The sequence below is a fragment of the Rhodopirellula sp. SH410 genome (genome assembly GCF_055811895.1).
This window is the reverse complement of sequence record NZ_CM147949.1, coordinates 1408821-1432396: the sequence shown is the minus strand read 5'-3', so window position 1 is coordinate 1432396 and position 23576 is coordinate 1408821. Positions and strand designations below refer to the sequence as shown.

Sequence of the window (23576 nt, the reverse complement as noted above, 5' to 3'; positions counted from 1 at the left end):
GAGGCGTGGCGAGTAGGCGAGTCTCGGCGAGATTCGCCTACTCATTCAGAACCGTCGGGCGTGGGGCTACTCCGACGCCTTGGCGTCGTCTTTCCCCGTTGCCATTTCCTTGATTTCCTCGAGCATTTGCTCCATCCGTTCTTTTTGCTTGCCTTCGGACAGCTCGATCGCTTTGCCCTGGGCCTCGATCGCTTTGTCGAAATCGGACATCGACGCACTGATTTGAGCGATGCACAAATACATCAGCGGCTTGATTTCGTCGTCAGCTTTATCGACATCGGCCTCAAGTGCTGTGATCGTTTCGGCGGCGAGTGGCCCCGGGTCGGTGCCTTGCTGCATGGACGACATCAGGCCAAATCCGAACTGGGTGACCGCGCGGGCGTCGCCTTTGGCATCGGCGATCTGTTTGCGGAAGAAGTTCAATACCTCATCAGAAGTGTCGCCCGCATCCAATCGCAGGTTGTATCGGAAGTTGGTGAGTTGCTCGCGAATCATGTCTGTCTTCGGATTGTCGGCCTTCATTTCTTCGAGGACCTTGTCGACGACTTTGATTGCGTCGTCAAACTTGCCGGTGCGGGCGAGCTGATTGACTTTTTGCATTGCAGCCATCAGTTGCTGCTCCTGCTTCATTTGCTCTTTGTAAGCTTCGCGATCCCAAGTGCCCGCGACGACCTCGCCGAGTGGTTCGTCGATCTCCATCGGGTGGCCGATCCATTCCACCAAGCCGGTCTTGCCGACGAGGAATGCACAGGGGATGCCGTTTTGCCCTGCGGCTAGCATGTAGTCAGCGCTGACGGAGCCATCGGGATCGGTAGTGATCGTGTAGGCGCTGGTCAGTTCGCCGAAGGTTTCATCTTTTCCGGGATAGGGTTTCGCCATCAGTGCATCGACGGTTTCGACATCTTCGTCGGAGATACTGACGATCTGCATGCCTTCGCCGCGATACTTATTTTGCAGTTCGACGAGGTGGGGCATGCTGGAGATACAGGGGCCACACCAAGTCGCCCAAAATTCGACGATGTAAATTTTGTCCTTTTCGAATTTCGTGACCTTGCCGAGACCATCCTTGGGTTCGTGCACATAGTGCTCGATGTCCAATTCGGGCGCTTTGTCACCGATGTGCAGGGTCACCTCGGCCGATGCCGGTCGGGGCGCGAGGAGGAGTCCCGTGGCGGCAACGGTACAGGCAAGCGTAAGGGCGAAACGGAGATATCGGCGGTTCATGCGGAAACCTGAGCTAGTTAATAGTTGAGAGAGTGAGAACGCGATCGGCTACGCGACCGCTACGTCAGAATACAGGTGGGAAGTCGGCCCGTCGAGTGTGGCCTTCTTTCTCATAATGGCGGTTGAGCTGAATCTTCCGCCGCCATCTCGGCTTGCCGCAGCGCTTCGGCGAGAGTTTCAATTTGCTGCAAATCAAGTGCTTCGGCGCGAGTCGTCTCACCATGTCCGAGCGACGCGAGGACCTCATCCACGGCGGCCTTTTCCAAGCGACCCTTGAACGCGCTGATGACGACGCTACGGAGGAATTTGCGGCGATGGAAGAAGAGAGAACGCACCGTTTGGTGGAAGTACGCCAGGTCAGGGATCGCGTCGCGGCGAGCATGATCGAGGTCGAGACGGATGATTGCCGATTCGACTTTCGGCCGTGGCCAGAACACACCAGGCGACAGGATGCGCACGATTTCAGCGTGGCACATGGACTGCACCCACACGCTCAGGGCACTGTAGTCCTTCGTGCCCGGAGAGGCGATCATTCGCTCAGCGAGTTCCTTTTGAATCGTCACGACGATGCGATCTGGCGGCGGTGATTCATGCAACAGGTTGCTGATGATCGGTGTCGCGACGTTGTAAGGTAAATTTGCGACGAGCATAAACCGGCCGCCCTCGGGCAACCTCGCCTTGGCGTCGCGGACGCTCTCCATGATGTCGCTGCGGAGCGAATTCTTGTTCCGCAACGCATCGCCTTGGATGAGTTTAACGTGCGGGTAGTCGGCCAATTCCTCGCCGGCGAGTTGATGCAGGTTTTTATCAATTTCCACTGTCAGAATCGCACCGGCTTGCTCAGCCATGATCGCTGTCAGCGAGCCGACACCGGTGCCGATTTCCAGCACCAGATCGCGTTTGGTCAGTTCCGCGGAGCGGGCGATCAATTCGACCAGGTTGAGGTCAACCAGGAAATTCTGGCCGTATTTGGAAACCGGTCGTAGCCCGGCCGACGCCAGTCGCTCGGAGAGGTAGCTGACGGTTTGCCGCGGTCCCTGCTGGGCTCGTTTCGCTCGAATGTAGGCCGCGTGCGAGGTGTCGGTCGGCGCGTCGTCCGCAGCCGGCGGCTTTTTCGGCTTGGGTTTCGCGGGGGTGGGTGATGCCGCGCCCGCGGCGGCAGGCGGTCGCCGATGCCGGCTCCGGTCGCGGTTGAGCTGGATCGGCTCGACCGGCTGGGCGGCAGGTTCGTCGGCGGGTTGACCAGAAGGGTCGTCTGCGGGTTCTACGTCGTCGGGAGAGTTCATCGGTTTTGTTTTTCAGTTTCCGCGGTGCTGCAGGCTGCGCTGCACGTATTTGGCAAGGATATCAGTTTCTAGGTTCACCGTATCGCCCACGATACAGCGGCCGAGGGTCGTGGCAGCGAGTGTGTGGGGGATCAGGGCGACGGTGAAATAGGGATCGTCGGCGTCCCCCACGTCGACGACCGTCAGACTGATCCCGTCGACCGTGATGCTGCCCTTGGCGACGATCTGGTGAATGTATTCACCGGGGATACGGAATTTCAAGTTGGACCAGGGCGGGTCGTCGGTCCGCTGGATCAATTCGCCAATCGCATCGACATGCCCGGTGACGTAATGCCCACCCAGCCGATCGCCGACGGCGAGGGCACGCTCCAAATTCACCCGCGAAGCCCCCGGGGAGAGCTGTCCGAGGTTGGTCCGCAGCAGCGTTTCCTCGCCTGCCTCAAAGGAGAATCGCTCAGCGTCAATCTCAACGACCGTCAAGCAGCAACCGTTGATCGCGATACTATCGCCGATCTGCACGGCGTGCGGTTCGTCGGCGGCGCAGAAGGCTGGCGCAGCAACCGTGATCCGTTTACCAGGAGGTTGGTCGTCGATCGCGACCACCTCGGCGAGGGTTTCGATCAATCCGGTGAACATGGACGGGCAAGGTCGAATGAGATATGGGGCGGGGTATTCAATTTGCCGCTCATTGGACAAACTACGTCACGAAAGCACAACGCCCAGCGTTTTCCTCGTCCGTTTTTCTATTCGATTACTTCACCTCTCAACCACCAAAAAAACATGACACTGATTGAATCCATCCATGCCCGCCAAATTCTCGATAGCCGCGGCAACCCGACCATCGAGTGCGAAGTCACACTGATGGACGGAGCGGCCGGCCGAGCTGCCGTGCCGAGTGGCGCAAGCACAGGTATTCACGAAGCCTGGGAACTGCGTGACGGCGACAAGTCCGTCTTCATGGGCAAGGGCGTCACGAAAGCAGTCGAGAACGTTAACGGCAAAATCGCCGACGCTCTCGAAGGCATGGACGCGACCGACCAAGCCGCCGTTGACCAAGCGATGATCGACTTGGACGGCACGCCGAACAAGAAAAACCTGGGTGCCAATGCGATCCTCGGCGTTTCGCTGGCGACGGCCCACGCCGCCGCCGCGTCGACCAACCAGCCCCTGTTCCGCTATCTCGGCGGTTGTGGTGCCCGGATGCTGCCGGCACCGATGATGAACATCATCAATGGTGGCGAGCATGCGGACAATAACGTCGACGTGCAAGAATTCATGGTCATGCCGCTCGGATTCGAGCGATTCAGCGACGCCCTGCGAGCCGGCACCGAGATTTTCCATAACCTCAAAAAGGTGCTCACGGACAAAGGCTATAACACGGCCGTCGGTGACGAGGGCGGCTTCGCACCCGACCTGAAGAGCAACCAAGAAGCCCTCGACGTGATCATGACGGCGATCGATAAAGCCGGTTACAAGGCCGGTGAGCAGGTCTGGATCGCCTTGGACGCCGCCTCAACGGAGTTCTACGACAGCAAAACGGAGAAATACACGATCGATGGCAAGGAATTGTCGGGTGACGAAATGGTCGATTTCTTCGCGGATTGGTGCAATAAATACCCCATCTGCAGCATCGAAGACGGTTGCAGCGAAGATGATTGGGCCACCTGGAAAACGATGACCCAGAAGCTTGGCGACAAGGTTCAACTCGTCGGTGACGACCTGTTCGTCACCAATGTCGAACGACTGCAACGCGGTATCGACGAAGACATCGCCAACAGTATCCTGATCAAGGTCAACCAAATCGGCACGATGACTGAAACCATCGATGCGATCCAGTTGGCTCACCGCAATGGCTACACCTCAATCTCCAGCCACCGTAGCGGCGAAACCGAAGACAGCACGATCGCCGATTTGGCCGTGGCATTGTCGACCGGACAAATCAAGACCGGTTCGGCCAGCCGCTCGGACCGCATGGCGAAGTACAACCAATTGCTGCGGATCGAAGAATTGCTCGGCGACACCGCCCAGTACGGCGGACCGATCTTTGCTGCCAAGTGCAAGTCGTAAACGCGACTTAGACTTAATCGTTCGCCGGGCGACCTTGCAGTCACCGGCGAAGCGGCGGTGGGAAGCAGCCCATGCCAAATCCCGATGGTCAGCCACCGAGTGACTCGCGGCAGTCGGCCGCTTGACCGTCGCGGCAGTCGGCCAAGCAACCGTCTCGGCTCACCGAATCAACAGGGCCACGCTGCCGGACGTGAGCCCGGAGAACGCTTCGGCGATCAGCGAAGATCGCCTCGGCAATCAAGCTGATGGCCCCGTGCACACTCGGCAAGCGAGTAAGTTTCCGTCACCAAGTTCAGCCGGCACCGAGTTCGACGTCGATTTTGGCGTCGCGTGCCGCTTCTCGCAGCTTGGTTAAAGCCCGAGCTTCCAGCTGACGGACGCGTTCTTTCGTCACACCCATTTCGGCACCGACCTCTTTGAGCGTCAGTGGCTCGACACCACGTTGCAGGCCGAAGCGAGCGGAGATGATCTTTTGTTCACGCTCGTCGAGCCGGTCAAGGATGCGAGCGAGTTCGCGTTGCCGCTGTCGCTGCACGGTTTCTTCCGTGTACGGATCGAGCCGTTGGTCTTGATGAGCATCGAACATTTCCTCGCCACTGGTACGGAAACGGTCGCGGTGTTTGAACTCCTTGGGAATGGTCCGTGCGAAGTTCTTCATGATCGCCCACGTTGCGTAGGTACTGAACTTATTACCCCGCGAGTAATCGAACTTTTCGACGGCGCGGATCAACGACATGTTACCGTCGCTGATCAGCGAGAAGAAATCATCGGTGCTCGCCAAGTGACGTTTGGCGATGGAGACCACCAACCGCAAGTTCGCTTGCACGATTTTGTTCTTCACTCGCACGGCCTCCTCGTAGAGCGACTGAACTTGATCCATGGTGGCCGCATTGGTCTGGCCGCTGGCGATGAGTTCGTCCCGCAGCACACCGGCGCGGTGCTTGAGGTAGTTCATTTTGCGAAACAAGTGCCCTTCTTGCTCGCGATTGAGCAAGGCCACGTCGTAGAGTGCCGCCAGATAGCTGGGCAGGTCTGACGGGGTACGGGCTTTCCGCGACGCGGTGCCTTCGGGCATCTCGGCCAAGTATTCCGCTTCGCGACTGGTCGCTTCGAAGTCCTCGTTGTAGATATGGTCCAGGGGCAATTCAGTGATTTGTTGCATGCGGACTTCGTCGAGAATCCGGCGGATGCTCGAGCGGGTACGCTTGAAACGCTTGCACAACTGGGGAATGGTGGCGCCATGATTGTGCAGTTGAGCGATCACCCGTTTGTCTTCCTCGGTCAACGACTCGCGGTGATGTGGGAAAATCGCGAGTTTTTGATTCTTGACGTCGAAGTTTTTGAGTGTGTAGCGAATCGCCTCAGGCGAACGATCCATCTGCCCAGCGAGTTGCAAGGTAACCTCCGATAGGCTGGCGCCACCCTCAGCCAGCTGACGGGCACGCTCGATCATCTCGGACTTCTCTTCGCCACTTAGCTGGCTAAACCGTTCACCACGGCGAACCTTGTCACGGTTGGTCGCGATAAACCGATCCACGCTGCTCTGCAGGAAACCCACGCGTTTGCGTTTGCCAAACATGAACTTGCGGGCCACCAAACCAGCATCCCGCCAGCGACTGATTGTCTTGGTCGAAACACGAAATTTCTTTGCCAATTCGTCGACCGTCAGCACCCGCTCGCCAGCATCGTCCGCGTCCACGCAGGCCGATTCGGCGAGGTCTTCGACCAGCAAACGCAGGTCGTGCTGCAAGTCTGCCGATCGAATCGTTTGGCGCAGTTTGGAATCGGGGCGATAGTTCGTGATCCGGAAACACACGTAATCGATCACATAGTCGCGATCATCTACGATTTCACTGAGCAGTTTTTCTGCGAGCAGTCCTTGTTCAATTTTCTTGAGTCGGGGCGCGAACCGAGTCAGTTGGTCGCGAAGTTCGATCAGTCCGATATGACGATAGGTAGTATGCATAATCTCGAATTTCCCAGTGCTTGATCGTTTGTGTCTGTCTTTCCTTGCAACCCCGGCGGGTCGCCAACACATCAATCTGATTTGCTCGGGGATCGCCAAATCCATATGGCGATTGAATTAGGTTTGACCTGTCTGAGCAAACGATCCGATCCAGCGATCGGAAGTTTACCAGACACGTCAAGTGTTTCGAGTGGCTCCTTGCCACGCGACATCTTCTCAACGCTTCGAAATGGTTGATGAGGCAGTCGGCCCGCCGAACGTCCGGCGGTTTCATCCGATCGCGTCATTTCGAAGCAACGTGTTCAATGTCCTCTTAAGAGACCGCTAAACCGGGAAGTTTGTTCATCCAAAAGGATGGATTCCCTCAAAACCGGGCTCCCAGACGCACAACTCTCATGCGAACGATCTCACTACACTGAAACTTTCACGCCAAACGTGCTGCCACTCGACCAAAAGGGAGCCTTGACTTCGTAAGTGTCCGGTAAATCAGCGTGTTTTCGTCACGATAAAAACTTTCGAGTTTCCCCAGGTGTCGCGTAGATGCCGGATGATATTGTCACTTTTACAATCAGATTGAAACTTCTGCGTCTCAGAATGAGAATGCGGGTAATTCTGTGACAAGGATTCAATCGCTTGGCAGGTGTGTGCCGATTGTCCGAAGGTGCGGCGTGACTTGCGCCGTGATCTCCGAAATTTTTGCCTCCTTCTCCAATCGACTGGTCCGCTACTATGTCGCATCGTTCCCATCATGGAATCGTGTCCCACTCGTTGTCGCTCGAAGCACTGGTCGAAAAACTTCAGGAGGAAGGCATGCGGACCGTTCACCGTGGGGGCGAAGGGTACTCGCGGCGAGGGTTCTTGAGGTCGTTGTCGGGCGGCGGAGCAGTGCTGGCGTGCGCCGCGGCGGGAACGCTCGCGGGGGCCTCGTTGCCGGGGATCGTCGCAGCGGCAGACGCCACCGACGAGGTGCGATTGAGCGTCAACAAGGACCAGAATCTATTCCGGGTGCGGATGGAAATCGACGTCAAGGGCAACGTGAATCTGGTTGCCGATCCGCTGGTCCGAGACGGTAAGAAACGCATGTTGCCGCTCGAGGCCAAGTTGGCTCTCGATTTCGAAGAACGCTTTTTACGCCCCACCGGCGCAACGGCGGACTCGGCAATTCTCGCTGCGGAACGACAATTTCACGAAGCCGTCGGAACCAGTCGACTGAGCCGAACCGACCAGGAAATCCAACTGCGAGACTCGGTCCGCAGCGTGATCGCACGGCGGGACCAGTTGCCGGAAACGATCTACTCCGGCGACGATTATCTGACCCATGAAGAGGTTGACTTACTGCGGACCCCCATCTCCAGTGCTGCGGTCGACGCCTTGGTCCCGGAGCAGATGATGCGGGGCGGCGAAAAAGTCAAAATCGCATCCTCCGATTTGGTGTCGTTCTTCAATCTTTCCTCGATCGCCTCGAGCGATGTGGAGATGGAATTGATCTCCGCCGATGCAGCCGAAGCCAAGCTGCAATTGCGTGGGAAGATCGACGGCTCGGTCTCCGGCGTGCCCACGCAGTTGCGGGTCATCGGAAAACTGACCCTCGATCGCCGCGCCGGTGCGGTCACGTGGGCGGCGATTGCGATCCATGAAACGCGTGAGATTGGTAACGCCGAGCCAGGATTTGACGTGACCGCCACCATTCGGATGGTCCGCAAGCCATTGGCACGCGTCCAAACCTTGCCGTCGACCCCAGCGAAAATCGCGTTTAACGAACCCCCGCCCCAGGACCGTCTGCTCATCGCGATGTCGAGCGATCATGTGGGCGTGCAGGGATTGATGGACCGGCGCTGGCGGGTGATGAAGGATCTCCCCGGCGAAGCGATTCTGCGAATGATCGAAAATGATCAATCCATCGCCCAACTGAACCTGCGACCATTGGCCCGGCTCCCTGAGGGCGAGCAGTTGACCCTGGAGGCGTTCGAAAAAGACGTGCAAAAAACGCTGGGCGGCCGTTTCGGCGAGTTCATCGAGAGCCGCGAAGACTTGACCGACGGCGGCCTGCGGATGCTCCGAGTGGTCGTGGGGGGACAGGTCGAGGGGGTCCCGATTCAGTGGATCATGATGCATCTGAGTGACGACCATCGCCACCGTGTACTGGCGACTTGGACGATGGACGGGCAGAGCGTCCCACAGCTGGCGGGCTCCGACATCCAACTCGCAGCGTCGTTGCAATTGACGGGTGGTTCCAAAGACGCGGACGGAAGCGACTCTCCAAGTGGGAAAAATAGCAAAAATATCGAATTATCCGCGGCCGAATCGGCGGACGAAGTAGAATCGAACACATCGGTCGCAGAGACGCTCTCATCCAGCGACGTGAAAACTCGTTGACGAGACCGTACCGATGACTCGCATCGCGGACCGTTCAAAAACACTTTGGCACCTCGCCAGACGACTTTCATCGATCCGTTTTGTGGAGTGCTGCGTCGTATCAGTATGTTTTGACAGCCGTTTTCGAGTTTTAGGCGTTTCCCGCGATGCTACCCTCCCGCAATGAAAATTCCTTCAGCTGGGCCACCAATAGAATGACCATGCGAATCAGCCGATTCACGGTCACTTGCAGTCTGCTGGCGATCGGGCTGGTGAGTTTCTGCGCCCCGCGCAACGTTACCGGCCAGGACGCAGGGGGCGTCGAAGCGAAGGAGGACCCCTCATCGGAAGTGCAAACGCCGTTTGCTCCCGGCGTGGTCACTGTCATCCCGCCATCGCCCGATCCCAAGGAAACCTTCGATGGGCCGCAGACACTGCAGTCGATGATCGACGCCCATCCGGAAATTGCTTGGGCGAAGACGGGACATCATCCCGAGGGCAAGCCGCATTTTGACCCGAGATCTCGTACGCTCGAAGAAATGCTCAAACAGGTGATCTATCGTCGTGAGATCTTCTGTTTCGAGTTTTCGTTCAAGCCGCTGCGGCAGATCTACCTCGACATCCCCCGTCCCGACGGGAAGATGCAGCGCAAGCTCGTGCAATACATGGTCTATCGCGTGCGTTACCGGGGCGGCGATTTGCGTCCTGCGGCGGATAATCTGGACGAGCCGATTTACAAGCGAATCGAATCGGTCAGCTACGAATCTCGCCGCTTGTTCCCGATGTTCGTACTCGAAGACCGCGAGTCGGGGCAGCAATACATCGATGAAATCTTGCCAACGGCTGTCCAGCGGATCGCAATTCGGGAACAGATCACCGCTCCGCTACACAACAGTGTCGACATTTCACAGGTCAAGATCCCGCGATCGGACGATCCAGGGGCTCCGGGCGTGTGGGGCGTGGCAACTTGGGTCGATGTCGACCCCAACCTCGATTTCATCTCCGTCAACGTGTTTGGCTTGACCAACGCGTTTGAACAAGATGGCGAGGGGGACGCGGCCCCCTATCGACGCAAGGCTTTGATGCTGAACTTCTATCGCCCCGGTGATTCGATGGACCAAATGTCCGATCGGGTTCGGTTCGGTGTCCCCGCCTACGACGATGCCGAAGAGCAGTCTTACGTACTGAAAAAATATGGACTAGATAAACGGCTTGATTACCGGTGGGTGTTCCGGTAACTTTCTGTTCTTCCCATACGAATCCATTCCAATCCAATTCTTAGACGCGTCCCCGCAGACGGCGTCGAAACTAACAAAACGAAGAGATCATGGCACATAAAAAGGGTCAGGGCAGTAGCCGCAACGGTCGCGACAGCAACGCACAGCGCCGCGGCGTGAAGCGATTTGGCGGCGAAGCGGTCGCTCCAGGCAATATCCTCATCCGCCAGGTGGGCACGAAATTCCACCCCGGTAAGGGCGTTGGCATGGGCAACGACTATACGATCTATGCCCTGGTTGCGGGCAAGGTACGATTCGATCGCGAAGGTCGCCGCATCAACGTCGACGTGGCCTGAGCACTTTCCGTTGAATGGATTCAGCGTCGAGGGACTCAACCCTCCGCAAGCCGAAGCGGTCACGACGCTGTCCGGACCGCTGCTGGTTTTAGCCGGGGCGGGTACGGGGAAAACCCGTGTCGTCACGTTTCGGATCGCGAATTTGATCAAGCACGGCATCTCGCCGGAGCGGATTCTCGCGGTCACCTTCACCAATAAAGCAGCCGGTGAGATGCTCGAACGCGTCTCCGAACTGCTCGGTCATAAAAACCAACGCCGCCGAAAAGGCGAAAAGCCCCCGCCCAAACCGGTCATCAGCACGTTTCACTCACAGTGCGTGCGGATGCTTCGCGAACATGCCGGTGTGCTGGGGTTTCCCAAGAAGTTTTCGATCTATGATCGCAGCGATCAAGAGTCGTTGGCACGCGGGATCCTCCGCGAACTCCGCTTGCCCGGGACGGCGCTGAAGCCCTCGGACATGTTGTCGATTATCGGGTCGTGGAAAAACGAGTCGATTCTGCCCGATCAAGCCGCCGGGCATGCGTGCACCGATAAAGAGCATTTCGCCGCGTCGGGATATCGGCGATATCAAGATGCCTTGCGGGCCCGTGGCGCGATGGATTTCGACGACCTGCTGCTGCATACCGAGACACTTCTGACCGAGCATGAAGAAGTCCGGCAATCCGAGGCAGCGAAGTACGACCATGTGCTCGTCGACGAATATCAAGATACCAACGGCAGCCAATACCGGATCACCCAGGCGTTGACCCGGGACCACCGTAACTTTTGCGTCGTCGGCGACGACGACCAGTCCATTTACGCGTGGCGGGGCGCGGACGTCACGCATATCTTGAGTTTCTCGAAAGATTGGCCGGACGCCAAAATCGTGTGGCTCGAGGACAACTATCGTTCGACGGGCGCGATTCTCGAAATGGCGAACACGCTGATCGCTTTCAATACCGAGCGCCACGACAAGATCCTCAAGCCCGACCGGCCTAAGGGGAAACGCCCTCGGATCGTCCAGCACAAGGACGAAACCACCGAAGCTGAAACGGTCGTTCGCGAGATCCGGCACCTGATCGATAACGAACACATTCAGCCCAAAGAGATTGCGATTCTCTTTCGCACCAACGAGCAGCCGCGGTTGTTTGAAACGGAACTGCGCAAAGCCGACGTGCCCTACGTGATGCTGGGCAGCCAATCGTTTTTCGATCGCCGTGAAGTACGGGATTTAATTGCGTATCTGAAGTGGATCGACCAACCTGATGATGAGATTTCATTGCTGCGGGTGATCAACACACCTGCCCGCGGCCTGAGCAACAAGACCACGCGCTTGCTCATCGATCGAGCCGTCCAGCGAGGTGTGCCCGTATGGCAGGTCATGCAGAACGCAGCGGCGATCGAAGACTTGCCGCCTGCCGCTAAACGCGGTATCGATCAACTGCGTCAGCTCTGCACCGACGTGCAGCAGCGAGCGGAAAGTGACTCGCTCGTCGGTGCCATGGAAACGCTGATGCAGCGGACCGCGTATGCCGACGAAATCACGAAGCTGTACGATCAGCCGGAGGAGCGTGAGGCCCGCATGGCGTCGATTGGTGAATTCACCAACGCCCTTTCCGCCTTCCAAGATAAAAGCGAGAAGCCAGAGCTATCCGGTTTCTTGAGCGATATCGCGCTGTCGGGACGCGAGATGGGGAGCGAAAAAGACAAGCTCGCGATGAAGAACGCTGTCTGGCTGCTGACGATGCACGCGGCCAAGGGACTCGAGTTTCCGGTCGTCTACATGGTCGGGATGGAGGACGGCTTCCTGCCCCATAGCCGGAGCGTTAAAAGCGGGCGTGAAGAGGACATCGCCGAAGAACGACGGCTGTGTTATGTCGGTATCACGCGGGCGCAAGAAAGTCTCACCATGTCGCTGGCCCTGACACGGAGGAAGTGGGGGAAACCACGACCGACCCAGCCGAGCCGATTCCTGTACGAGATCACTGGCAAAGCCGATAATCCCAATAAATATCGCAAACAAGGCCGCCGCAGTAGATAGCGGAGTCTCGCCGAGACTCGCTTTCTCCTTCATCACCTAGGCATGCTCCATGGCTGAACCGATTTCACTGGCCCGTTTGGCAATCGCCTTGGTGCCCGTGTTCGGACTGCTGGTGTGGTTGGCCATGGCAGGCCATTCCTTGCGGACGAGCCTGCAAGGGCTCGCTCGGATGCTGATCCAGTTGTCGCTGGTCGGCTACGTGCTCGTCTACCTATTTGAGTCCGACCGAGCGTGGGTGACCCTGGCCACGCTCACCGCGATGATGATGGCAGCCTCAGCGATTGCGATTCGCACCGCTGAAAAGAAGCCTTGGCGACGCTATGCCCAAGTTCTCATCTCGATCATGATTGGCGGCGGCGTGACGCTCGCGGTGATGACCGTGGGCGTGCTCAATGTCCAGCCCTGGTACAACCCGCGTATGCTGATTCCGCTGGCGGGGATGACGTTTAGCAACTGCATGAATGCGCTGTCCCTGGCGATTGAACGGCTCGATTCGGAGGCCGATGGCAACCCGGAATCAGCCGTTCGCGTAGCGTTGATCCCGATCACGAATAGTTTGTTCGCCGTCGGCGTGGTTTCGATTCCTGGGATGATGACGGGGCAAGTCTTGGCTGGTGTTTCACCGCTGATTGCAGCGAGATATCAAATCATGATCATGTGCCTGATCTTCGCGTCGGCCGGCCTGTCGCTGCTGATCTTCATGCGCCTGCAACGCAACGCAAAGTAATCGTTCGGGCGATCACCAGCACAGCCAGTCGAGCGGTTCGCGTCATCTGGGTTCTCAGCTGGTCGCTGAAGAGCTGGGGATTCCTGCTGCCCCGCCAAACGGGGTTGGTGATTTTCTCCTGGGCTCGCAGGCAAGTCACCCTTTCGAGTCTCGGGGAGACTCGGTTACTCACTATTGCCGAAACCCGCCTTGCGGTCGCGAATCAGCAGGCTGGTCAGATCACTCCGGCGTACCGTCGCAATCAATCGATGTGGGGCATCATCGGTGACGACGGCGACGCAGTCATCACTGGTATTGCGAAACAAGCTGACCGCATCACGAACGGGTTGAGAGGGGTGCAGTAATAGGTCAGGCGGCGTTGCCAAGTCGCCGGCACGCAGGAGGAGGTCCGATTCCGGGTCGAAGAAGGCTTGGTTGAGCAAGTCAAAACGAATCAAACCCACCACGCAGCGATCATCATCGACGACCGGGAATGTATTGGCGTGGGAGTGCTCTACGAAATGCACGACTTCGTTGAAATCGGCGTTCTCAGCGATCCCTTCGATGCTTCGCCGCATCACCTGCTCGACCCGCATCCGTTCGGACAACGCCACTTTCTTGTTCAGCAAACCCGCCGACCCCGCCAGGCGGGTGAACACGTTTTGCAGGGCGCTCAGCGGTGTGCCAAACGTGTGATGGATCGAATTGGCAATCGGCATCTCACCACTATGCAGTACCGCGGCGCGGGTGAGCAACGGTCCAAAGATTTCAAACATGACGACCGTGCCCAGAATGATCGTCTGGACTTGGCCGGCGATTTCCGGATTTCTCGCCGTCGCGGTCGCGCTCAGTGAGATCGCCACACCGGCCTGGGCCAGCAAGGCTGGGCCCAGCCACGTACGGACCTCATGGGAGGCGCCCGTTCGCGACGCAACGGCCCACACCCCGAAGATTTTTCCGAGACTTCGCAGGACAACATATCCCGCACCCACGACACCCACCTGCCACAGCAGGCCAAGGTTCAGCTCGCTGCCATGAACAGAAAAGAATACGACCGTCAGCAGCCCGCCGATCGAATCGAACTGGCTCGTAATCTTTTGCGTGCCGCTCGATGAATTGACCACGACCACACCCACGACCAGGAACACCAACATGTAGGGGATCTGCCAGGTTTCACTCAGCCCGAGCAGCAGCGATGCCATCCCGACCAGCAGGACCAGCCATCGACGCGTGTGCATGATCTCGCAGGCGTAGCTCATCACCAATCCGCCGATCAAACCCAATAGAAAGGCACCGCCGAGAGATTGCACCAGACGCAGCAGCGTGGCGCTGATCGAGTGTGTCTGCCCGCCCGTCGACGCCAGCTCAATGCCCATCCACACGAGCTCGAATACGATCACAGCGGCGAGATTGTTGAGCGTCACGAGTGTGCTGGTCAGACTCGTCACCGGGCCTTCGGCATTCGTCTCACGCAGCACGAACATCGTCGTCGCGGGCGAGGTCGCGATCGCCAACGTGCCTAATAAGACGGATTGGGCGGGCGTCATCCCGAGCAGGTACACTCCCGTCGTCACGAACAGTGCGGTGCAAACCATTTCGCCGATCGATAGCGGAATCGCCCGGCGGCTGATTCTGCGGATTTGATCGAAGGGGAACAGGGTGCCCAGATAAAACAGCACCAACGCCATCGCCAGCTTGGTCAGCGGTTCGAGAAACTGGTAGTGCTCATGGGGAATGACGTCAAAGACGCTCGTGCCCAACAGCAGCCCGGCGATCAGATACGCCGTCACTTTCGGCAATCTCAGCAACTCACTGGCCAATCCCGCCACGAGGCTGGCGGCCAACAGCAGTCCGATGGTCGTTGCGATATGGATCGGCGCGGTGGGAGCCACGGCAGTCGCCCATTCCGTTCCTTGAGGAGCGGACGAGGTCGCGGCGCTTGCGAGCCCTATCGTCAGGCCCGTAAAAGTCATCATGGCGATGGCCGAAAAAAGGGTCGGAGAAAAGTCACGAGGCGCCGAAGATCGATCCGCAGAATGGCAGGTGGCATCATTCTACTCAGGGCTGCCCTTCTTCGGGCAGCCCGGTGAGGCATTTTTTTGATTGGAAACGCAATGGCATCGAGGTCTGCGGTAGATCTGCCCACTGGCTGATTCCAGTCGAGACACGCTCAAACGCGATGGCCGATGCGGATCTCGAAGAGCCTCCCTGCGGGGTGCTTTCCCTACCGCTGGGCGGGTCCGGCGGAGCCCCATAGGGTTCCTGCCCCGGTTACGGCCTCCACGACGGCAGCATTTCCCAAACCGCCTTGAGCAACAACTTCGTTTTATAAACCACGCGGGGCAAACCGATGTCGGGGATCGCTTCATCAGCGTGCTCCGCCACTGCGATCAGGATGCGACCGTGACTGCGGAACTGAGCCAGGCGGTCGGCTTTCTCTCGAAGATACTCCGGTGTCCAAAAGCCGATGATTTCGAGCAGTGCCTCGCCGTGCTCGGGGTGGCGGAACGTGAAATCTGGCATGAATACGGTCTGTCCCGGTCGGCATGACGATCACGCCGCGGCGTTGATTCAACCACGAGTCGATCGCGTCACGCCGGTCAGGGCGGGGAGCATGCAGGTCACAACGCGGATAGTTGACCTCGCGTCAGCCAGGGACTCCATCGCTCCAGCTCTCGACCGCCAATGAGCGACCAAGATCCTCCCGCACGCGGTGGTAATGAAGTGCATCGGTTCGCCACTGATGAACTGGGCTCGTCGAATTCGGGGCCCGCGCGCCGCCGGTGAGATTCGCCCCCCGCGGGTCATCTCGCCACAGATCGACCGGCCACACACGCTCGATGAAATTCCTGGCCACTCCACTGAGGAGCAAGGTCCCCTGGTCGAAAACCAGCCGTACCGCAGCATCTTCCGGGGTGTTGAAGTGATCGCCGTGGAGCATGGATCGCGCGTGAGCGGGGCGATAGGACGACAGAGGTGGCGGTGCCGAGGAGCTCTTGAGTGTAACGACTGGAATCTGCCACGAGAACGACGACTCCCGCTCACCCCTTTCCCATGCATCGCCCAACGCGAATTGCCTTCACCCAACAGGATCATGCCGCTTCGGTCACCAGGGCCTCTCGATCGTCCGAAACGGTGCGGTGACTCGACTCCGGGTTCACGGACAGGCCGAGGGCTGCGGGGGTCGTCCGGACATGCAGGTCCCGCTGTGGGAATGGGATTTGAATGCCCTCGGCGCGGAACGCTTTATTGATCGAAGTGTGCAACTGATGGATCACCTCCAAGCGATTGTCGAGGGTTGGCAGATAGACTCGTAAAACCATGTTGAGGGCGCTGTCACCAAAGCCTTCGAAGCAAGCTACCGGGGACGGGTCTTCTAGCACGAGCGGATGATTGTTGGCCGACTCGAGTAGCAACTCGCGGGCGCGTTCGGTGTCGGATTCATAGCTGACGCCGACGTTGATCACGATGCGGTTGACTTTGTCCGACAGGGTCCAGTTGAGCAGGCGACCGGTGATGAATTCTTTATTGGGTACCACGTACTCCTTGCGATCAAAATTTGTGATCGAGGTCGCGCGAATGCGGATGCGGGAGACCACTCCACTGACGTCGTCGACCGTCACGACATCGCCCACACGAATCGGGCGTTCGAGTAAGATGATCAACCCAGCGACAAAGTTTGCGAACATCTCTTGCAGGCCAAAGGCCAGGCCGAACGTCAATGCCGTTGCCAGCCACTGGATCTGGGACCATTTCAAGCCGATGGTCGAGCAGGCGGCGATCGTGCCAATCAAGACGATGGTGTAGCTGACGAGCGTCGTGATCGCATAACGGACCGAGGCGTCAACAGGCAGCTGTTGCAGCACCGTGATCTCCAACAGCCCGGGGCCGTTGCGGAACAAGACGAACGTGACGACCACGATCAGGAGTGCCAGCACCAGGTCCGACAGGGTAACCGCTCCGGCCTCACGATGGTCCGATGAGCCGACGGCGTCGCGATCGCTCCTGCTGCCAGAGGTCGGCATCATGGCGGCGGTCGGGGACATCGCTGCTGACCTTTCAGCATCACTCGCCGTAGTGACCGCGGTCGTCGACCACACCGGATACTTGTCGAGCATGCTGAGAGCGGGCAGCACCTGCACCCAAACCATCCATAATCCAACCAGCGAACATGCGATCATGCCCGTGTTGATCAGGCGTCGTGATTGTTCGCTATGAGCCGAGATATCCGCTTTGGCATCCTCGGTCACGATCCCGGCGACCAGGGGCGATTCGGGCTCGTCGCTGGCGGCGAGCGCGGCGGCCCGCTGCCGCGATTGCTCGATGCTCAGGTATCGTCGACGCAACAAGAGCATGCGAAATAGTAGCGAGCGAACGACCAAGAGCCCCATCAGAAAACCGCCGGTCTGGAACAATCTCCACGACAGTACTTCGGCGGTGTAGTAGTACCCCGCGATCGCGAGACCTGCCAAAGACAGCGGAAGGCAGACGCCGAGGATCGACCAAAGATGTTTTCCACGATCGCTCCACTCCGATTGCCCCAGCTTCAAGTAGTCCCGCAGGACGCCGTTGGGCGTCAGCACGCGATAGATGAGGAATGCTGCCAAGCACATCCCCGCAATAAAGAAAAGTCGTTCGAGCGTATCGCGCCCGTGGGATTGCTCGCTCACGCACAGTGTCGCGGTGACCAACGTCAGCGGAAAGGCAATCATGGCGACCGAACGCAAACCACGACGCATGGACTGTGTCGCATGCGTGGACCAACGAAAATGGGCCTCTCCCAGTCCCAGCGGTCGGCAGGATTGCCGGATGAGTTCCGTGGCAAGCCAGATCAGCGACAGGCAGTAAAAGCCGTTGCTCAGGGCGAGCATGAATTCGGACTCTCCCGCGATCCGGTTTAATCGCCACGCAATCAAGGCGCACAGGGTCGGCCACACCAGCGAAATCACCACCGTTAATGCCATTGTCCGCAGCGTCGGTACGATTGAGCGGCAATTCACGCGATTGGCAACGTCCCCGAAACTGGCAATTCGTCGGCGCAGGAAACTGCCTCGAGCGAGTAACACGACCCAGGGGACCAGCACGAGCACATACAGGTAAAACCGCGACCGAACATCGGCTGCAAATGCCGCCGCTACCTCCATCCATTTGGTCGGGCTGATGAGCCAAGTGTCTGACATCTCGAAACTGATGGCGGTCGTTAAGGGGCGACTGCTGCGAATCCATAGAACACGCTCGTCAATGTAGGTTTCGTACTCGGCGGCGAGTTTGATCAGTTGCCGGTCAATCGTATCGAGTTCAATTAACTCATCAAAATACTTGTCGTTGCTACGAATCAGCGTGTCGAGAGTTTCCGAGCGGCGGGCGATCAAGTCCTCCGCCGCGGATTCAATCAGGGCGGCGTCGAGCGCCGAGCCCGGCCACGCTTCCGCGTCGCCGCTGGTGCCTTTCGTGATTTTGGCGAGCAGTGTTGTCGCGTCGCCCACCTCGCGGCGTTGGTCCTCGTACTCAAACTTGGAGTACTGCGTGTCGTTGATGAGGGGCTGGCGGAGGGCGACCGCGTCGCGCCGACTGGATAGGTCGGGGAGGTCCTTCTTTTCTTTTCGCAGCAGCGCGCCGACGGAACTGGTCATGCCAACGGACTTGACTTTTGCACGGGTTCGATTGAATTGACCCATTAGCGACTCGTACAACTCGCTGGCGAGCTTCTGTTCTTCCTGAGCCACCACAAGTTCGTCAGCAATCGCTTTGGTTTTTTCGGCGAGGAGCTGATTCTTTTCAGCGTAGTCTTTCAGTGACGGTGCAGCGGCAATGGCCTCTTGGCGAGATTGGCGAATGGACTGTTCCGCTGCTGCCTCTCGGGCCGCGTTGATACGCTGCTGCAGCAGCTCCATGCACTTTTCGCGGTAGGTCGTTTCGGCGGTGGCTAAATCAAATCGCAATCGCTGCAGGTCGGCAGCATCCTCCGCGTCGTACTTGGTGAGTTCCGCTTGCAGGGCCGGCAATTCCTTCGCCAAGGTCATGCGGCGAGTTAGCAAACGGGCCGACAACGAATTGGATTGCAGCGAATCTTCCGCCGTGGCAAGGGCCTGCAGCTGCGCAGCGGCGTCGGCGATCCGCAGCTCCTTGCTCGCCATCAGGGAGCGGATTTCTTTGCGTCGCTGTGAGCGTGATTGCAGTTCCGTCTCGGCGGCTTGGCGTGCCTTTTTAAGAGGTGCTAATAACAGGTCCCACTGCGCCAGCAATTGCTCCATCTCCTGCAGCGTTAGCCCGGAATCGACGACCGGCTTCTGGTCCTTCAAATCGGCCCGCTGTTGTTTGAGGCGTTCGGCCTGCGCGGTGACCGATTCCGTTTCGCTGACCAGGGCGACGCGGCATGCTTCGTTCTCGGCGGCCGATCTCAGGTTGTTCAGGGCCGATTGATAGTTGTCCAACGCTTGCACGCGTTTGACGGAATCAATGTCCTTGCGGCCGGTCAAGTCCGCGATCACACGCTCCACCGCCTCAATGGAGATGGATTGCTCGGTATACGCCGTTTCAGGTCCCCGTCGATCTTGGCCGTGAAGTGTCGGCGAAGTCACGTGCAGGGCGACCAACGCGCTCAACAGTATCAATGCGGTGGAGCGGAATGGTTGCGTCGTAGACAAGATGTGCCACCTAGCGAGCGAGAGAAGAAGTGCAATCGACGCTACGACACGCCGCGAAACGGCGTCAATATCGCTCCGCAAGGATGTGCTTTAGGGGGGCCTATGGCGACGCTGCGCGTCCATCGCCACGTTTGGTTTTTCCGATTTTGAGGATTAATCCGCGATATCTTGGCGGATGGCGGCAGCAGACGCCCATTGTGACTCTCATACGTGCAATCGAACGATTGTCTCGTGCTCCTCCCCCCTTTCCTCCTCTATGGAAAAAAACTTGATGTTGCTGAACACTCGTCCACATCGCCTTCTGTCTCGCTCACTCGCCATGGCATTCGCCGTCGCATGCGGGATCTCTTTAACATCCGCCGCTCAGGCACAAATGGTTGCCGGTAGCGGTTGCACCAATTGCGGCGGGGCCAGTTCCTCGGTCGTGACTTATAGCGCGCCGGCCGCGACGCATTACGGCTATTCGGCCGGGACGACAGTCAGTCAGTCCTGCCCGAGCAGCACGTATTCGGGCTGCTCCAGCAGGCGCCGAGGGTGCTCATCATCGCACCGGTCGGTCGTTCGCTATCGCCAGCCAAGCACCTCCTGCGGAAGCAGTTGTTCAAGTGCGCCTGTCTACTCCAGCGGATGCGGCTGCTCGGGCAGTGCTGGGTATACTTCGGTCAACAGCTACCCAATGAGCGGTAACGTGATGCGCACTTCGGCGCCCGTCATGCAGACCGGTGCTGGCTGTCCCGGCGGAAATTGCCGTTAGAGCGGCATTCTGACCGCCCTGCGGTTTCGACGGTAGCTTGGGGCCTTTGTCCCGAGCGTGCCATGCGGCCTCGGATGGGACAATCGTCCCGTCCTGCGGCCGGCGTGGTTTACCGTGGCAGCAAAGCAGACGCCACCAAACAGGCATCGCAGCCAGCGTCCAGGAACCTTTTCACGTCCTCTGCGTCGCGACACCCCCCCCCGGAAATCCACTGCCAGTCCGGCAACCGGTGATGCAATGACCGGCACAGGTCTGCTGTCTGCGGGCCGACGCCCGTGCCCACAGCAGCGACGTCGAGTACTAGCCCCCGCCGTAGCCCCGCTCGGTCGGCAGTCGCTAGCCAGTGCTCGAGTCCGGACTCGGGCCCGACAAACTCGCCCTCTCGAAAATCGAGGCCGAGAACCAGTGAGTCGGCGGCGATGGAGTCGCTGACCTGAGTAATTAAACGGGTCGAAGTCGACGATTCACTCGCCAGAATCCACTGGACACTTTGCGATAGAGTGTCGATGTGCTGGATCCACTGCGTTTGCGAGGCAGCGTTGTGCAGGCAAATTCCCGCATCGATCAGCCAGCGATCCCCAGCATCGCCCTGTGAAATCAAAGATTCAATCGCCGCGTGCTGCTCCGCTTTGTTTTGCAGTGCGTCCAGATCGGCGATATAGAAGTGGCTGAGCTGGAATTGCTCGCGGTACCAATCCGCCAGCGCGAGCGGGTCTCCGTCGGCAAGGTGCCCGCAGCGCCATAGCGGGCGCACGGGTAGGTAGTGCTGGCGATTTCCAGCAATGCCGTGGACGGCCAATCCGCCTTGGAGGTCGATCACGCCGATGGTACGTTCGGCCATCGGCGACCAATCGCGCCGGTCGCTCAAGCCAACCTACTCCGGCAAGCTGAAGAGTGATTCGACTTTCACGATGGCGTAATCATCTGGGAACGTGTGGATCGCCTGGACGAGCATCGAGTTCAGCCGTGTCTCGATGTTGACATAACTGATCGCGCCCAATGCCATGCGCCCGCTCGAGCCGAAGCGATGCAGCAGCCCTTCGGTTTGTCCTTTGCCAAGCTGTTGGCCCACCATCCAAAACATTTCAGCACCAACCGTTTCGAGTTGAAAGTGGGTGCGATACTCCAGCCCGCTCTGGCACGTTGCCTCTTCTGTGCGGCTGCCTTTGAGCGTTTGATGGATCAGACAGCGGCGTGTGGGCAGCGGCTGTTGAGCACTCGTCGTCACTTCGCAGAGTGTCGACTTGCCACCATTGAACGTGACGACATGCCCGCAATTGGTGATGTCGACTTTGGCGTTGTAGTGGCCGCGTTGGATCATTCGTGACTGATGCACAACGATCAACTCGGGATGAATCGGTCGACTGAACAGGTGGAAGGCAAGTTCAGCGACTTTGGGGCGAACCGAAATCACGTCGATGAGTCCAAGAAGAAGGCAGAGCAATGAGAAAAGCAAATCCAACGAAGGCGATCGGGGGTCTCGTTTGAATAACAAAGATTCGTCAGGCTTCGCTGGACCTGATTATACGCCGACCCCGCATCAATTCTAAAGAGCGTTTACGTATTGACTCGCTAAGAATATCCTTTCCGTGGTTCTACCCCGAATCTCTCTTGACAATTTCAAAACTGTTTGCCGGAAATCTTTCATGTTGTTGGTCATCGATAATTACGATTCTTTCACCTACAACCTGGTCCAGCGACTTGGTGAGATCGATCCCGAGGTCGACGTCCGGGTGATTCGTAACGACGATTTTACCGTCCCTGAAATTGAAGCGATGTCGCCCACGCGATTGCTGATCTCGCCGGGGCCCTGCACGCCGAACGAAGCCGGGGTGAGTGTGGAGTGTGTCCGCCATTTTGCAGGCAAGATACCGATTCTCGGCGTTTGCTTGGGCCATCAATCCATCGGCCAGGCGTTCGGCGCCACGATCGTGCGAGCGCCGCAGTTAATGCACGGCAAGACCGACAACATTGTCCACGATGATCAGGGCTTGTTTGCCGGACTGAGCAATCCATTTGTGGCGACACGGTATCACTCGCTCGTGATCGATCCACCGACACTGCCGGACGAACTTATTGTCAGTGCGTGGACCGACACGGGAGGCCAACGGCAGATCATGGGCGTTCGCCACCGCGAATTTGCGATGGAAGGCTGGCAGTTTCACCCCGAGAGTTTTCTAACCGCTCCCGGAATCGAATTGCTCACCCGGTTCTTGAAGTGGTGAAGTGGTCGAGTCGCCCGGGCTGAGCGTTAGCCCCGGGCTGAGCGTTGGCCCCGGGCTGAGCGTTGGCCCCGGGCTGAGCGTTGGCCCCGGGCTGTTAAAACTCTGGGGTTGACCGCAGCGAAACAGGCAAGGGTTTTGTTCCGCTTTTTAAGCCCGGAGGGCGGCACATCCAGCCCGGAGGGCGGCACATCACCTGCCGGTGGCGTAAGCCACCGGTGTCAGAGGCTTCATAGCCAGCTAGCCCAGAGGGCGACACAACCGGCCTGCACGTGTCATTGTGTCGCCCTCCGGGCTAGCAGCGTAAGTTCAGTTTCAGTCCGGTGGCTGACGCCACCGGCAATTCATATGCCGCCCTCCGGGCTAAAGTCAGCAGCAAGTTCATGGAACAAAACCTGCGTAAACAGAAACCGACGTCAACCCCGAAGTTTTAACAGCCCAGCGTTAGCCCCGGGCTGGGTGATGCTGAAGTCTCTCCAGTCCTCCGGGCGTGAATCTTTCCCCGCCGGCGGAACGCGCATAAAAAAAGCCACCGATTGGAATATCGGTGGCTTTTTTGGAAAGAGCGGCTGATCGGATTCGAACCGACGACAATCACGTTGGCAACGTGATGCTCTGCCAACTGAGCTACAGCCGCATGGCAGGAAGAGGAGTTAGGGACGCACGGGCGTGTGATGAAACACTCCTGTCCTTTGAGCTGCCGTTGCAGGCGACTCGTCTCCTCTTCGTGTGGGCTAGAGTATAAGAGCCTTCGCC

At 58.5% G+C, this 23576-nt stretch carries 16 protein-coding genes, 1 tRNA gene and 1 pseudogene; 7 read left to right on the top strand and 11 right to left on the bottom strand.

The genetic code is table 11. The annotated features are described in order from the left end of the window. Nucleotides 1-66 precede the first annotated feature (66 nt). The 3 genes from SH410x_RS05430 to SH410x_RS05420 form a co-directional block, all read right to left on the bottom strand. Nucleotides 67-1224 (bottom strand): TlpA disulfide reductase family protein, encoded by a 1158-nt coding sequence (locus tag SH410x_RS05430; protein ID WP_473675332.1) that lies wholly within the window; start codon nt 1222-1224, stop codon nt 67-69. Nucleotides 1225-1334: 110 nt separating this feature from the next. Then, nucleotides 1335-2510, bottom strand: coding sequence for a 16S rRNA (adenine(1518)-N(6)/adenine(1519)-N(6))-dimethyltransferase RsmA (gene rsmA, locus SH410x_RS05425; RefSeq protein WP_473675330.1), 1176 nt, complete (start codon nt 2508-2510; stop codon nt 1335-1337). 12 nt (nt 2511-2522) lie between these two features. Continuing rightward, nucleotides 2523-3146 carry a riboflavin synthase gene (locus tag SH410x_RS05420; RefSeq protein WP_473675328.1) on the bottom strand — a complete coding sequence of 208 codons (624 nt, stop codon included), beginning with the start codon at nt 3144-3146 and terminating at the stop codon, nt 2523-2525. 144 nt (nt 3147-3290) lie between these two features. Between SH410x_RS05420 and eno the strand changes: the two genes are divergently transcribed. Then, nucleotides 3291-4577, top strand: coding sequence for a phosphopyruvate hydratase (gene eno / locus SH410x_RS05415; RefSeq protein ID WP_473675326.1), 1287 nt, complete (start codon nt 3291-3293; stop codon nt 4575-4577). 292 nt (nt 4578-4869) lie between these two features. Here the strand turns inward: eno and SH410x_RS05410 are convergent, their stop codons facing one another. Next, nucleotides 4870-6543 (bottom strand): sigma-70 family RNA polymerase sigma factor, encoded by a 1674-nt coding sequence (locus SH410x_RS05410; RefSeq protein WP_473675324.1) that lies wholly within the window; start codon nt 6541-6543, stop codon nt 4870-4872. Nucleotides 6544-7272: 729 nt separating this feature from the next. Here SH410x_RS05410 and SH410x_RS05405 point away from each other — a divergent pair. From SH410x_RS05405 to SH410x_RS05385, 5 genes are all read left to right on the top strand, one after another. Next, nucleotides 7273-8919: a putative PII-like signaling protein gene (locus SH410x_RS05405; protein ID WP_473675322.1), complete on the top strand. Its 1647-nt coding sequence runs from the start codon at nt 7273-7275 to the stop codon at nt 8917-8919. A 200-nt stretch (nt 8920-9119) separates the two neighbouring features. Beyond that, the gene (locus tag SH410x_RS05400) at nt 9120-10136 is read left to right on the top strand and encodes a hypothetical protein (protein ID WP_473675320.1); all 1017 of its coding nucleotides are present in this window, start codon (nt 9120-9122) and stop codon (nt 10134-10136) included. 89 nt (nt 10137-10225) lie between these two features. Continuing rightward, nucleotides 10226-10471 carry a 50S ribosomal protein L27 gene (gene rpmA, locus SH410x_RS05395; RefSeq protein ID WP_473675318.1) on the top strand — a complete coding sequence of 82 codons (246 nt, stop codon included), beginning with the start codon at nt 10226-10228 and terminating at the stop codon, nt 10469-10471. A 10-nt stretch (nt 10472-10481) separates the two neighbouring features. Beyond that, nucleotides 10482-12491: an ATP-dependent helicase gene (locus SH410x_RS05390; RefSeq protein ID WP_473675316.1), complete on the top strand. Its 2010-nt coding sequence runs from the start codon at nt 10482-10484 to the stop codon at nt 12489-12491. A gap of 49 nt (nt 12492-12540) precedes the next feature. Then, nucleotides 12541-13218: an ABC transporter permease gene (locus SH410x_RS05385; RefSeq protein WP_473675314.1), complete on the top strand. Its 678-nt coding sequence runs from the start codon at nt 12541-12543 to the stop codon at nt 13216-13218. Between the two features lie 164 nt (nt 13219-13382). Here SH410x_RS05385 and SH410x_RS05380 read toward each other — a convergent pair whose 3' ends face one another. The 6 genes and pseudogenes from SH410x_RS05380 to SH410x_RS05355 all read right to left on the bottom strand — a co-directional run bounded on the left by SH410x_RS05380 (nt 13383) and on the right by SH410x_RS05355 (nt 22012). Further along, nucleotides 13383-15173, bottom strand: a complete 1791-nt coding sequence (locus tag SH410x_RS05380) for a cation:proton antiporter domain-containing protein (protein ID WP_473675312.1) — start codon at nt 15171-15173, stop codon at nt 13383-13385. A gap of 295 nt (nt 15174-15468) precedes the next feature. Continuing rightward, nucleotides 15469-15723, bottom strand: a pseudogene (locus SH410x_RS05375) (DUF790 family protein); the annotation flags it as partial. Between the two features lie 121 nt (nt 15724-15844). Next, nucleotides 15845-16138 carry a hypothetical protein gene (locus SH410x_RS05370; protein ID WP_473675310.1) on the bottom strand — a complete coding sequence of 98 codons (294 nt, stop codon included), beginning with the start codon at nt 16136-16138 and terminating at the stop codon, nt 15845-15847. A gap of 151 nt (nt 16139-16289) precedes the next feature. Beyond that, on the bottom strand, nt 16290-19844 hold the full coding sequence (locus SH410x_RS05365) for a mechanosensitive ion channel domain-containing protein (protein ID WP_473675309.1): 3555 nt from the start codon (nt 19842-19844) through the stop codon (nt 16290-16292). A gap of 863 nt (nt 19845-20707) precedes the next feature. Further along, nucleotides 20708-21439 carry a HisA/HisF-related TIM barrel protein gene (locus SH410x_RS05360; protein WP_473675307.1) on the bottom strand — a complete coding sequence of 244 codons (732 nt, stop codon included), beginning with the start codon at nt 21437-21439 and terminating at the stop codon, nt 20708-20710. Between the two features lie 33 nt (nt 21440-21472). Continuing rightward, a complete protein-coding gene (locus SH410x_RS05355; RefSeq protein WP_473675305.1) occupies nt 21473-22012 on the bottom strand; it encodes a DUF2617 family protein in 540 nt (179 codons plus the stop codon). 232 nt (nt 22013-22244) lie between these two features. Between SH410x_RS05355 and SH410x_RS05350 the strand changes: the two genes are divergently transcribed. After that, nucleotides 22245-22823, top strand: a complete 579-nt coding sequence (locus SH410x_RS05350; RefSeq protein ID WP_473675303.1) for an anthranilate synthase component II — start codon at nt 22245-22247, stop codon at nt 22821-22823. Nucleotides 22824-23384: 561 nt separating this feature from the next. On the opposite strand, the gene SH410x_RS05345 is transcribed toward SH410x_RS05350, so the two are convergent. After that, nucleotides 23385-23457, bottom strand: a tRNA-Gly gene (locus tag SH410x_RS05345). Between the last annotated feature and the right edge of the window lie 119 nt (nt 23458-23576).